General features: G+C 45.3%; 12 protein-coding genes. 4 read left to right on the plus strand and 8 right to left on the minus strand.

The window, feature by feature from the left end:
• Positions 1–26 precede the first annotated feature (26 nt).
• Together CHX35_RS07480 and acnA are read right to left on the minus strand one after the other, a co-directional pair.
• Positions 27–395 carry a VOC family protein gene (locus CHX35_RS07480; RefSeq protein ID WP_245838693.1) on the minus strand — a complete coding sequence of 123 codons (369 nt, stop codon included), beginning with the start codon at positions 393–395 and terminating at the stop codon, positions 27–29.
• A complete protein-coding gene (gene acnA, locus CHX35_RS07485) occupies positions 396–3,107 on the minus strand; it encodes an aconitate hydratase AcnA (RefSeq protein WP_091836223.1) in 2,712 nt (903 codons plus the stop codon).
• Positions 3,108–3,393: 286 nt separating this feature from the next.
• Between acnA and CHX35_RS07490 the strand changes: the two genes are divergently transcribed.
• On the plus strand, positions 3,394–4,155 hold the full coding sequence (locus tag CHX35_RS07490; RefSeq protein ID WP_091836224.1) for an IclR family transcriptional regulator: 762 nt from the start codon (positions 3,394–3,396) through the stop codon (positions 4,153–4,155).
• A 61-nt stretch (positions 4,156–4,216) separates the two neighbouring features.
• Positions 4,217–4,672 carry a peptide-methionine (R)-S-oxide reductase MsrB gene (msrB, locus tag CHX35_RS07495; protein ID WP_091836226.1) on the plus strand — a complete coding sequence of 152 codons (456 nt, stop codon included), beginning with the start codon at positions 4,217–4,219 and terminating at the stop codon, positions 4,670–4,672.
• 142 nt (positions 4,673–4,814) lie between these two features.
• Here msrB and CHX35_RS07500 read toward each other — a convergent pair whose 3' ends face one another.
• The 6 genes from CHX35_RS07500 to CHX35_RS07525 all read right to left on the minus strand — a co-directional run bounded on the left by CHX35_RS07500 (position 4,815) and on the right by CHX35_RS07525 (position 10,703).
• Positions 4,815–5,405: a TetR-like C-terminal domain-containing protein gene (locus tag CHX35_RS07500; RefSeq protein WP_091836228.1), complete on the minus strand. Its 591-nt coding sequence runs from the start codon at positions 5,403–5,405 to the stop codon at positions 4,815–4,817.
• Positions 5,406–5,419: 14 nt separating this feature from the next.
• A complete protein-coding gene (locus tag CHX35_RS07505; protein WP_091836230.1) occupies positions 5,420–6,136 on the minus strand; it encodes an MBL fold metallo-hydrolase in 717 nt (238 codons plus the stop codon).
• 134 nt (positions 6,137–6,270) lie between these two features.
• A complete protein-coding gene (locus tag CHX35_RS07510; RefSeq protein ID WP_091836232.1) occupies positions 6,271–7,284 on the minus strand; it encodes a catalase family protein in 1,014 nt (337 codons plus the stop codon).
• Positions 7,285–7,408: 124 nt separating this feature from the next.
• Entirely contained in the window at positions 7,409–9,355 is a 1,947-nt protein-coding gene (gene ptsG, locus CHX35_RS07515) for a glucose-specific PTS transporter subunit IIBC (protein ID WP_091836234.1), read from the minus strand.
• 174 nt (positions 9,356–9,529) lie between these two features.
• Positions 9,530–9,826, minus strand: coding sequence for a cytochrome C oxidase subunit IV family protein (locus tag CHX35_RS07520; RefSeq protein WP_091836236.1), 297 nt, complete (start codon positions 9,824–9,826; stop codon positions 9,530–9,532).
• Positions 9,827–9,953: 127 nt separating this feature from the next.
• Positions 9,954–10,703, minus strand: a complete 750-nt coding sequence (locus tag CHX35_RS07525) for an arylamine N-acetyltransferase family protein (RefSeq protein WP_176391957.1) — start codon at positions 10,701–10,703, stop codon at positions 9,954–9,956.
• A gap of 112 nt (positions 10,704–10,815) precedes the next feature.
• On the opposite strand from CHX35_RS07525, the gene CHX35_RS07530 reads away from it, so the two are divergent.
• Both CHX35_RS07530 and CHX35_RS07535 read left to right on the plus strand, forming a co-directional pair.
• A complete protein-coding gene (locus tag CHX35_RS07530) occupies positions 10,816–11,256 on the plus strand; it encodes a BrxA/BrxB family bacilliredoxin (protein WP_091836240.1) in 441 nt (146 codons plus the stop codon).
• A 118-nt stretch (positions 11,257–11,374) separates the two neighbouring features.
• On the plus strand, positions 11,375–12,037 hold the full coding sequence (locus CHX35_RS07535; protein WP_091836242.1) for an AIM24 family protein: 663 nt from the start codon (positions 11,375–11,377) through the stop codon (positions 12,035–12,037).
• Positions 12,038–12,369: the final 332 nt, after the last annotated feature.

The raw sequence follows: 12,369 nt of genomic DNA on the forward strand, positions 1-12,369 counted from the left end.
GCAACGATGTTGCAAAGGGGGTTTTACTATTGCCGTTCAATCAATTCCAAGCGATTACCAAAGGGGTCACGCAGTTCAAAGCGATTATACCCTGGAATGGGGATGGAATCGAGAATGACTGCGCCTTCCTGTTCAAGGCGTGTTCTCCAGCGGTCGATATTTTCCACTTCGTACGCGAGATGCGCTTTCGTCTGGTGACGAGTTACCCCATCTTCGGTACCGATATGGATCTCACTATCGCCGAGGTGAAGCCAGAAACCGCCGCGCCCAGCAAGAGAATCGGGTTTAGGAAGCTCAGATAGGCCGAGCACTTCACAATAAAAGCGGCGAGCTTCTTCTTCAGCGCCCTTTGGAACGGTAATTTGAGCATGATGAAGGCGTAAAGGCTTCATCATTTACGCATTGACTTCTTCTTTGAGAATTTGACGCAATACTGTTTGCAGGATACCACCATTTTTATAATAGTGAACGTCGACTTGGCTATCCAAGCGGACAATCGCGTCAAATTCGACTTTGGAACCATCGTTTTTGGTAGCGGTGACTTGAACTTTATCGAAGGGTTGAACGTCATTGGAAATCCCTGTGATATCGAAGGTTTCTTCGCCGGTCAAACCGAAGGACTTCCAGCTTTGCCCATCTTCGAATTGCAAAGGAAGTACACCCATACCTACCAAGTTGGAGCGATGAATCCGCTCGAAGGATTCAGCGATAACAGCCTTTACTCCGAGAAGGTTGGTTCCTTTAGCTGCCCAGTCACGAGAAGAACCAGTACCATATTCCTTACCAGCGAGAACAACCAAAGGAATGTTCTCTTCTTTGTATTTCATTGCCGCATCGTAGATGGCCATGGTTTCACCTGACGGGATATGCTTGGTGAAGCCACCTTCTACACCCGAGAGCATCTGGTTACGGATCCGGATGTTCGCAAAGGTTCCACGGGTCATGACACGGTCGTTCCCACGACGAGAGCCATAGGAGTTGAAATCACGAGGCTGGACACCGTTTTCCTTTAGGAATTTGCCTGCAGGGCTACTAGGAGCGATGGAACCAGCTGGGGAGATGTGATCCGTGGTGACCGAATCAGCCAGCAATGCCATTACACGAGCCCCTTTGATTTCTTCGACTGGATCGAGATCAGCAGACAAGTCTACAAAGAAAGGAGGCTCTTGGATGTAGGTGGAATTGTCATCCCATCCATATAGATCCCCTTTCGGGAATTCAATTTGGTTCCAGCGTTCGTTGGCATCAAATACTTGCCCATATTGTTCACGGAATTGATCCGCGTTCATCGAAGCTGCCACCGTTTGCTTAACCTCTTCGTTGCTTGGCCAAATGTCTTTGAAGAAGACCGGGTTACCATCGTGATCATGACCAATTGGATCTTTTTCAAAGTCAATATTGACTGTACCCGCAAGAGCGTATGCCACAACAAGCGGTGGTGAAGCAAGATAGTTTGCTTTTACATCCGGGTGAATGCGGCCTTCAAAGTTCCGGTTACCCGAGAGAACAGAGGCAACGGTTAGCCCTTCATCATTAATTGCCTGGGAAATCTCTTCGGGTAGGGGTCCACTGTTACCGATACAAGTGGCACAACCATAGCCAGCCAGAGTAAAACCAAGTTTAGCAAGGGAGTCCATCATCCCTGATTTGTTCAAGTACTCGGTAACTACTTTGGAACCAGGAGTTAAACTGGTTTTTACATAGGGTTTTACTGTGAGCCCTTTTTGTACCGCTTTATGAGCGACCAATGCAGCTCCTAGCATCACACTCGGGTTAGAGGTATTGGTACAAGAAGTGATCGCCGCGATGACGACGGATCCGTTATCAAGCTCGAAGGATTTGCCGTCCATTTCTACTTGGGCTTTTTTGCTTGGGTTGGTTTCACCGAATCCACCCTCTTCGAGAGGTTTGGACAGGGTATCTACCCAGGTTTTTTTCATGTCAGTCAATTCGATCCGGTCTTGAGGACGACGCGGACCTGCAAGGCTCGGTTTTACATCGGCAAGATCCAGTTCGATGGTATCAGTAAATACAGGATCTTGGAGATCGTCCGTCCGGAACATTCCTTGAGCTACATAGTATTCTTTGACTAGATCAATCAAAGCTTCATCGCGCCCAGTATTCCGCAGGTAGTTGAGGGACTCTTCATCAACTGGGAAGAAGCCCATCGTTGCCCCATATTCAGGAGCCATATTGGCCACGGTGGCCCGATCGGCCAGGCTGATATTGGAAAGACCTGATCCGTAGAACTCGACAAATTTACCAACAACGCCTTTTTTACGGAGCATTTCTGTAACGGTGAGCGCCAAGTCCGTTGCTGTCGCCCCTTCAGAAAGTTGACCGGTCAGCTTAAAGCCGATTACTTCAGGAGTCAGGAAGTAGAGAGGCTGTCCAAGCATTCCGGCTTCCGCTTCAATACCACCAACACCCCAACCCGTAACACCAAGACCGTTAATCATGGTGGTGTGGGAATCGGTTCCAACGAGAGAATCTGGGAAAACTTGGGTTTCGCCGTCAACTTCACGGGTTTGTGCAACTTTTGCTAAGTATTCCAAGTTCACCTGGTGAACGATCCCGGTTGCGGGAGGTACTGCTTGGAAATTGTCGAAAGCTTCCTTAGCCCAACGGAGGAGGCGATAGCGTTCTTCATTCCGTTCAAATTCCAGGTTCATGTTGTATTCAAGGGAATCTTCCGTACCAAATTTATCAACCATGACGGAGTGGTCAATGACCAAGTCAACTGGAATAAGTGGGTTGATCCGTTTGGGGTCGCCACCTACGCGATCCATTGCGGAACGGAGTGCTGCCAAGTCCACTACAGCAGGTACTCCCGTAAAGTCTTGCAATACAATCCGAGCAGGTTTAAATGCAACTTCATTTTTGGTAGGTTTGTCTGCCCAATTTGCTAGTTGTTCAACGTGTTCCTTTGTGACGGCTACCCCGTCATGTTGGCGAACAGCGGCTTCCAATAGGACTTTAATGGAGAACGGAAGGCGGGATACATTGCCGACACCTTGTTCTTGAAGACCTGCCAGACGGAAATAGGTATACTCTTTACCGCCGGTAGTCAGTTTGCTCTTCACGCCGAAGAGATCTTTGTTAGACATACGAAAACCTCCTTCTAGTGTTGAGGATGTGCGTGTTTACGCGTTTTGGTTTCATCTGTTGAAACGTAGTTTTGAAATTCCGGTACTATTATACAATGTTACGCCACCCTTTGTATACCCTGAATTGGTACTTCTGTTGCCCTTTTTTACAAGATCAATTAGGATGAAAAATAAACAGAATTCATAGGCAGATTCTCTCTCTGCCGTCAAAAAGGGGGAGAACTTGCTTGCGTTCCAACTCTCCCCTTTCTATAATGGTAAATGAAAATCATTTTCACTCTATGCAATGGAAGGAGGTACCGCTTTGGAAGGAAAAAAGACGGTTCGTGCTGCTGAGCGAGCCTTGGATATCTTGCTCTGTTTTACACGCCAACCGACACTCTCCTTAACAGAGATTTCTCGCATGACCGAATTAAACAAAAGCACTGTCTACCGGTTATTGGCTACCTGTGAGGAGAAAGGATTTCTCATTCGTGACCCTGATACCGACAAATATCGCCTCGGTTTTCGTGTATGGGAATTGTCTGCCAACCTTTCTCGTACAGATGATATGGCGGTCCTCTTCCTGCAGGAGATGGAGCGCCTCCGTGATGGAATTGATGAAACCGTTAGTTTATATGTTCGAGATGGATTTGAACGCGTACGTGTACAGGCAGTAGAAAGCCTTCAAGCGATTCGTAGAGTGGCTCCGATCGGAAGTCGGATGCCCCTTGCTGTTGGCGCCTCCAGTAAAGTATTGGCCGCATTTGCTCCTCCTTCCGAGCAAGCGTTGATACTGGGTGACCCTACCTGGCCAGAGTCAGTAGATCAGGTATCTTATCTTACCCAATTACAGGAAATAAAAAAACTTGGGTATGCAACAAGTATTGAAGAACGAGAGGCAGGGACGAGTGCAGTTGCCGTTCCGGTAAGAAATGCTGACCAAGAAGTTGTTGCTGCCCTTGCTATTTCCGGTCCAGTGGGTCGCTTAACCATGGAACGAATGATTGAAGTGGTTCCCCCAGCCCTTGAAGCGGCGGATCGCATGGGGAAAATGTTAAAAAAATGATCTTTTAATCATAAAAATTCAGGGAAGAACATGAGAAGAACGTGGAACAGGAGGGAATCCCATGGCCAATCGTAAGCCGAGTGATGAGGAGCTGAAAAAAAAGCTAACTCCCATGCAGTATGATGTTACCCAGAAGGATGCTACAGAGCCTCCCTTCCGTAATGAATTTTGGGATCATAAAGAAGAGGGAATTTATGTGGATATTGTTTCAGGAGAGCCGTTGTTTAGTTCTCAGGATCAATATGATGCGGGTTGTGGATGGCCAAGCTTTACCCAGCCGATTCAGAAGGAAGAAATTCAAGAGCGGGAAGACCGAAAGTTTGGGATGATTCGCACAGAGGTGCGGAGTAAAACCGCGGATTCACACTTGGGTCATGTCTTTGATGATGGTCCGGGTCCAGAAGGCCTGCGCTACTGTATTAACTCGGCGGCGTTGCGTTTTATCCCGAAGAGTGAGCTTAAAAAAGAGGGATACGAGGAGTATCAAAAATTATTTGATACACAGGTAAAGGATTAATGCTTTAATTTACACCACAAAAAGTCGTCTCCCATGGGTGACGACTTTTTGTGGTGTGTCACTCTTCTTCAAAGGGGTAAAGGGGCTACCTGGTGCGAATGAAAGGGTACCTGGGGAAGAGATCCAACACGTATCAAAGGAATTATGGGGAAGGAGGACGGTGATTTTTTGTATGTAGGGATAAGGCACCCGTTAGAAAACTCTCAATGGCAACTTCGATGCTATGATCAACGTCAAGAGGAAGGGTGAATCCTTTGTGTTGTTCGAGGGAAGCAAATCCATGAAGTAAGCTGCGAAGGCCACGCGTAATGTGTACAGCCGTGTTACTTTCGATATTAAGTGGTTGGAGCAGTTGAAGGACATGGATTACCGTTGTGAAACCTAATTCTTGTATTTGGGGATGTTGTGGGTTGGGTGCATGGGTGGTCGCTTCATAAAGGCCAGGGTGGTTACGAACGAAGGAGAGATATGCCTTTCCGAAGGTCATAATTGCTGGGACACCTGATTGTCCATCGGTTGCGTGAATCAGGACTTCGTAAATCTGTTGAAATCCATAGATAGCAAGTTTCATACGTAAATCAGTCAGTCCCTCGATGTGATTATAGAGAGAAGGGGCACGAATGCCCAATTTTTCAGCGAGAGAAGTCAGCGTGACGGCTTCAAGCCCATTTTGGTCTGCAAGATCAGCCGTTACTTGTAGCAAATGGTTGATCTCCAGTCTGGTTCGAGCCATGGGTTCCTCCTTGGTTAATGGGTTGGTGAAATACGAGAGGTCGCAAAGCTTATCGCAAGGTCAATGGCGTCTAAGGGCTTTTTTAACATTTGCCCATGTCCACAGGCGAGAAGTGAGGGTGTACAATCCCGAATGTGACGGGCGCTTTCCACTGCTTTCTCATGATTCCAAGTGGCAAAGGCGGGAAATGGGAAGAAGGGCCGAAGTGTCCCTGCAACAGCGATTCCCCCTCGGGTTTGTATGGCATCTCCCACGATCATGGCATCATTCCTTGTATCAATAAAGGACATGGATCCGGGAGTGTGCCCAGGTGTTTCGATGGCAAGAAGGGAACCAATTCGTATCCCTTCATGGAGAAAATGATCGGGGCGTGTTTTTAGTTTCGACGAAAACCCTCCTCGGATTGGAGTTTGGGGTTCATCGTCGTCCAAGGTGTGATCGCCATTCATCAGTCGAGCTTCTCGATGCGATACATAGATAGGAACCGTCGGTAAAGCTTCTTTCAAAGAATCAAGAGCACCGACATGGTCAGAGTGTGAGTGAGTTAGACAGATGCGGAGGATGGGTTTTCCGATCTGTTTTGCAGCTTGAAGAATGGGTTTTGCACTGAAAGGTAGGGCGGTATCAATGAGTGTAAGGCCATCCTCTTCTTCAACAAGATAACAATTGACAGGAAATAAGTTCGGGAAGAAAGTTAATTGATTAACAAACCATTCTCGTTGTATTCGCACGGTATCCCCTCCATTTTGTTGCGAAAACTAACAGGATTAGTTTTATTAAAACTAATCCTGTTAGTTTTCGCAACAAAAAAAATAATCATAATTAAGTAAACCGTTCCATTGGAACGGTATGTCCATCATCAATATTAAAAAAAATCTTGAGGGGTCGGTTCTGTCTGATCGCGTTGATCTCGTTCATGGCGAAAGCGCGAAATTCGTTGGTAGATTTCAGTCCGTGCGCGATTGAGGCCGCCGATGGGTTGGTGTTCTATCAGCGCATGGCCAGGAGAAAATGAAAATTCTTCAGCTAAGTTGTCCCGCTCAGTGGTACGAAAGGACTGCTGTGGGATCGTTAGCGTTGCCACCTTGATAAAGGGAGACGATTCTTCACACCAATGAATGGCTGCATCCTCTACCGGCATGGTTTGAGGATCATTTGAGAATTGAATCATAAAGTCAAACCGGGCATCGGTTTTTGACAAGTGTCTCTCCATATTTTCTCGCAAATAGGTTTTAGTAAGGGTGTCAGGTAGTTGGCTTTGATAAGAAGAAGTGGGTCGTAGGGAGTATTTGACAACCTGATCCCTACCAAAAAGATAAGGGGTCGTACTCCAAAAACGGATGTCAAAGGGAGAGGAGTGGTTTTGTCGAGCGTGATTCAATTCCTGCACTTTAGTCAAATTTCCTTGAAAGATCATTCGCAACAAAAAAAGAAGAGGTGAATATTTCAACGTGTAATAGATGGCATCGCGAAACAACTTCACAGTACCAAAGGGAATGGTCGGCGTTGAAAGTAAGACAAAATCTTGGGTAGTTGATTCATCGGATTGATATTTTTCACCATCGATCCCCATTAACTTAATAGCAAACCCTCGAATGTCTTTTTTATCGTCCGTTTGGACACGCCCACTTGCGTTGGAGATACGAACCCATACGGGGTAGGTTTGCCCAGGCTGAAAGATGCCTACTTGCAATTCAGGGGGGAGATCTTCTCGTATCGTAAACTGGCCTTGTAATAATCCAAGATGCTTAGGATGAGCATCTCTAAGGGTATGTCCTACTGGGTATTTTGCGATCTGTTTTTTTAATAACGTGTCCATTTCATTGATATACTGCGTTTCCTTTTTATCCACTTTTTCAAATCGAGTGATTCGGGTCATCGTGATGCACCCCCTCATTTTAATCTCCATGGTTACCGTATCCGATTTTTTGTTCGACTATCCATAAATAAAAAAGATCAGACAGCGAAAATAGCCATCTGATCCGAGGGGAAACAATCAGGGTTTAAGATGTGGTAATCGTGAGGATCTCCCCTTCACCTTTCTTCACCACGGCCCCTTCTTGAAGGAGGGTGAGTTTTTCTCCTTCGGACATATTGGTAATGACAACAGGCGTTACAATCGACTTTGCTTTCTTGCGAATGATTGTTAGGTCGACGGCAAGAAGGTTTTGTCCTTTTGTCACGATATCATCCTGATCCACATAAAGCTCGAACCCTTCTCCTTTTAATTGCACGGTATCGATCCCGATATGAAGGAGGATCTCCATCCCATTCTCTGCTCGAATGCCAATCGCGTGTTTGGTGGGAAAAATATTAACGATTTTCCCATCGACGGGAGAAACCACAATGCCATCGCTTGGTTCGATGGCAAATCCATCGCCCATCATCTTACTGGAGAAAACTTCATCGGGTACCTCAGAAAGGGGAAGAATCTTTCCGCTCATTGGCGCAACGACATCGTAGCGACCATCGGTCACATTAACCACGGGTTGCGGGTCTTCTTTCACTAATTCTTCTCTTTTTCGTGGGGCCTTTCCGCGGATGATGTCCTTCATCTGCTCTTTTAAAGAATCGGATTGGGTGCCGAAGATCGCTTGTACATTGGTTCCATAGACAAGTACACCCGTCGCCCCTAACCGTTTTAAGCGATCCTTCTCTACCCGATCAGCCTGGTTTACTTGAATACGCAGACGTGTAATACATGCATCAAGCTTATCAATATTATCAGCACCCCCAAAGGCATCTAACACGTGATATGCTAGATCATCTTCCAAGGGAATGTTTGATTCTTCATCTTTTTCATCGGGATCCTCTCGCCCTGGGGTTTTAAGATCAAAGCGGCGAATAGCAAATCGAAAGCCAAAGTAGTAGATGACGGCAAAGACAAGCCCTACTGGAATAATGAGAAGGGGCTTTGTGTCTTGGGTGAAAAAGAGAAAGTAATCGATGATCCCCCCGGAGAAGGTCAACCCCGCTTTGACACCCAAAAGATCGAGGACCATAAAGGAGATTCCTGCAAAAACTGCGTGAATGGCAAATAGGAGAGGAGCAACAAAGAGAAAGGAGAATTCGATTGGCTCGGTGATTCCTGTGAGAAAGGAGGTTAAGGCAGCAGAGAGCATAATGCCTCCGACTAGTTTCTTTTTCTCGGGCCTTGCTTCATGGTACATAGCCAGGGCTGCAGCAGGAAGCCCAAACATCATGAACGGGAATTTCCCACTCAGGAAGGTACCTGCTGTTGGATCCCCCGCAAAAAATCGTGCTTGGTCGCCCTTGAATATTTCTCCGGCGGCATTTTTATATGTACCAAACTCATACCAAAAGGGAGCATAGAAGATGTGGTGTAAGCCGAAGGGAATTAACGATCGTTCAATTAATCCGAAGATAAAGGCAGCAAGAGCTGTATTTTGTTTTGTGACAATCACCGACAGGGAATCAATCACTTGTTGGATAGGAGGCCATACATAGAAAAATACGATTCCAAGGATAAAGGCAACAATGGCAGTAATAATTGGTACAAATCGGCGGCCACTAAAGAAACCGAGAAATTGCGGCAGTTTTATATCGTGAAAGCGGCGATGGAGTAAGGCGGCGATCCAACCGATAATGATGCCGCCAAAGACACCCATATTCATTGTTTTTATGCCAAGGATCATATCGGTTTTAATATGGGCATTTTGCGCGAGTATTCCCATCGTTTGCGACATAATTAAAAAGCCGACGACAGCAGCTAATCCAGCAGATCCTTCATTGTCCGTCAAGCCAATCGCTACACCAATTGCAAAAATAAGGGCAAGGTTACTAAAGATAATGCCACCAGCTTGTTCCATTAAGGGGATCTTTGCTGCATGACCAATTCCTAGCAAAAGACCAGCAGCAGGAAGAATTGCCACTGGTAACATTAAAGAACGTCCGATTTGTTGCAAATTACCAAATGTACGTTTAAGCATGCTAGAACCTCCTCAACCAATGTAAATGGGGTCATACAAATGCGAGTGAGTCGCTTTTGATCGATTGTATAGTTCGCTGAAGTTGAGGAGTATTTACCCGTTCATCAAGGGAATAGAAACAAAATTGGGATAAAAATTTTTTACCTACGGTTACCCGCTTCACGAATAGAAATATTATCCTCTCAGCCACCACATGCCCACAGCGATAATAATACTAAAGCCAATGCCACTCGACATAAATAGAATGGGTAATTGATGCCTTCGATCCAAATGCATAAAAGTGACTAATTGGAGAATCAGTTGAATAAAAGCAAGGACAACGATAAAGAAAAAGGTAACGGAGGGGGAGAATTTCTCCATCTTGACAAGCGCAAAGGAAATTGCCGTGAAGAGAAGCATCCAACCAAAGGAAATAAGGTGCCTACTTGTTGTTTCCTGTGGTCGGTTGGGTTGTTGATCAGAGTTTGTCACAGGATCACCTTCTTTTTGGGAAATGGTATCTTTTCGAGGATGTGCTCATTTGTATGGATTTATACTCCGAAGAACACGTGCAAAAGAAAAAACCAGGTAAAAACCTGGCTGTGTTTTGACAAGGACATTAATACTCCATTTGAAACCAACGTGCAATCATTTTTTTTCGTTCTGCGGGCTGAATAGGAATTTTTTGAACATGCCCCCGCTCCGAAATGGTGAAATGGTGATCAGAAATCGTCAGCCTTCCTCCGGGTGTTGCCATTGTGCATAAAAACTTTTGGCGAAAGATGGAGGTAGGGGATATTTGTTGATGGATACACATTCCTTCGAATTCCATAAGCCTGCGGTTTTGAGTGGTAAAGAGGTATTCGGGTAACCATCGTTGTCCGTTTCTCTTTTCTAAGGCGTACGTATGAGGACTGGATCGGTGGCGGATCCGATAGAAACCACTTACATCCTTGCGTTTTCCCCCCGATAAGGGAAGGGGAGAACGGAAACTATCGCCAAATCCAACATCGACTAAATAAGGGTCTTCCTCCATATGGACGAGCAAAGCCATGTGATCGTATTCAGGACCAAATCCTCCTGATGCCGTGCGCACTCGTCCAGAAACAAGGGAAACTTGATAACCTAAATGGCCAAGAAGAGTTGCAAATACACTATTCAACTCATAGCAAAAGCCGCCTCGTCGTTGATGAATAATTTTTTCTTCAATGGTTTCTGCATGGAGGTGTATTGGCTTGCCCTCATGAATATCAATGTTTTCAAAGGGGACCGTGTAGAGATGGTGTTGGATTAATCGAGAGAGTGTGGGTAAATCTGGAGTGGATACCCTTGAAACTCCGATTCTAGCTAGGTAGGTTGTTATGTCCACAGGGCGGCCTCCTTTTATACAGTTTGCTTGGTCCGTGGTAGTATTGATCCATATTGACAAGTGGACGTGGGGTTTTCATATAGGATACAATTAATATGAAGGAGGGATATTAATGGCACAGGATTTTTATATTCAACAGATGCAAATGATGGTACAACCGATGCGAGATGAATTGACGCGCATTGGTGTGAAAGAATTAACAACCCCTGAAGAGGTAAAAGAATCGTTAGAAGGTGAAGGGGCTAAAGGCACGACCCTCGTAGTTGTAAACTCCGTATGCGGCTGTGCTGCTGGTTTGGCTCGTCCGGCTGTCGCAGACTCATTAGAAAATGATAAAAAGCCGGATCATCTGTATACCGTTTTTGCTGGACAAGACCGTGAAGCAACTGAACAAGCCAGGGGGTATTTCACTGGCTATCCACCATCGTCGCCATCCTTCGCCCTCTTGAAAGATGGGCAATTGGTACACATGGTACAACGACATGAAATTGAAGGTCGTAGCTTGGAAGAGATCTCAGCCAACCTGACCAGCGCATACGAAAAATATTGTTAATGGCTAGTTTCTAGGAGATTCGTCGTCTAATCCTGCCAGATAGTTTAGCAGATTGAGGCGGCGATTCCTTCTTTTTATTAAAAATTTAATTTTCACTCAAAGGAGGCTGGAGGCTACTATGGCTGAAAGCTTAAAGCACTTATTGGAAAAATCAGAGGAAGTAACTGCTTCAGAATCCTTTGTGTTACAAAACCCAAAGGCACTAAAAATTCATGTTACTGATTCGGTCTTTTGTCGTGCAGGAAGCATGATCGCTTATCAAGGGAACATTTCATTTGCGAGCACATCGGGTGGCATCGGAAAATGGATGAAAAAGAAATTAACTGGTGAAGGATTTCCCCTTATGAAAGCAACAGGCAATGGTGATCTTTTTTTAGCAGATAATGCGGCAGATATCACGATTTTAAAATTAACCGGTGAGTCGCTATTCATCGAGGGACGTCATCTGCTTGCTTTTGAACAGACGGTTGACTGGGATATTTCAGTCATGCGTGGTGCAGGCATCGCCTCTGGTGGCGTTTTTACATGTCGGTTATCCGGACATGGTTTTGTAGCGATTAGTTCCCATGGTGCTCCAATTGCACTGGATACTCCTGTTGTCGTTGATCCCAACGCTGTCATTGGCTGGACGGCGGATCTCTCTCCCAGAATGAAGACGGATTTCAATCTAAAAACACTCTTTGGGAGATCCTCTGGTGAGACCTTCCAACTCTCCTTTGATGGAAAAGGGAAAGTGCTCGTACAACCTGCGGAACTATATTCATTCGGAAAAGAAGAGTAAAATTCCTCGCGCTTTGTCATATAATATATGGTAATTGATCGGGTAAGAGGATGTTGGCTAAGCTGCGACACGACTGGGGTTTCTTGATTAAATAATAATTAATATACTATAGCATATTAATTATTGAAGGTGTCAATATCATATAACGAAAGTTTTATAAGATGAAAACAAAGATTTGAGAAATGATATGGATATCATGGTTGATCTCATTTCTTTGTTTTTGTTATTTTTTTAGAATGCGTTTGATCAAGTTTAGTGGGGAAATAAACTTGATCATCTGTGCATCATGAGATAAATTTGGATCCTATCTCACAAAAATGTAGGAGGATATT

Source organism: Marininema halotolerans (genome assembly GCF_900116235.1).
GTDB classification, from domain to species: domain Bacteria; phylum Bacillota; class Bacilli; order Thermoactinomycetales; family DSM-45169; genus Marininema; species Marininema halotolerans.

What these genes read in the sequence shown, in the direction of transcription:
- CHX35_RS07480 (WP_245838693.1), bottom strand. Translation starts at nt 395, where the DNA reads ATGATGAAGCCTTTACGCCTTCATCATGCTCAAATTACCGTTCCAAAG.
- acnA (WP_091836223.1), bottom strand. Translation starts at nt 3,107, where the DNA reads ATGTCTAACAAAGATCTCTTCGGCGTGAAGAGCAAACTGACTACCGGC.
- CHX35_RS07490 (WP_091836224.1), top strand. Translation starts at nt 3,394, where the DNA reads ATGGAAGGAGGTACCGCTTTGGAAGGAAAAAAGACGGTTCGTGCTGCT.
- msrB (WP_091836226.1), top strand. Translation starts at nt 4,217, where the DNA reads ATGGCCAATCGTAAGCCGAGTGATGAGGAGCTGAAAAAAAAGCTAACT.
- CHX35_RS07500 (WP_091836228.1), bottom strand. Translation starts at nt 5,405, where the DNA reads ATGGCTCGAACCAGACTGGAGATCAACCATTTGCTACAAGTAACGGCT.
- CHX35_RS07510 (WP_091836232.1), bottom strand. Translation starts at nt 7,284, where the DNA reads ATGACCCGAATCACTCGATTTGAAAAAGTGGATAAAAAGGAAACGCAG.
- ptsG (WP_091836234.1), bottom strand. Translation starts at nt 9,355, where the DNA reads ATGCTTAAACGTACATTTGGTAATTTGCAACAAATCGGACGTTCTTTA.
- CHX35_RS07530 (WP_091836240.1), top strand. Translation starts at nt 10,816, where the DNA reads ATGGCACAGGATTTTTATATTCAACAGATGCAAATGATGGTACAACCG.
- CHX35_RS07535 (WP_091836242.1), top strand. Translation starts at nt 11,375, where the DNA reads ATGGCTGAAAGCTTAAAGCACTTATTGGAAAAATCAGAGGAAGTAACT.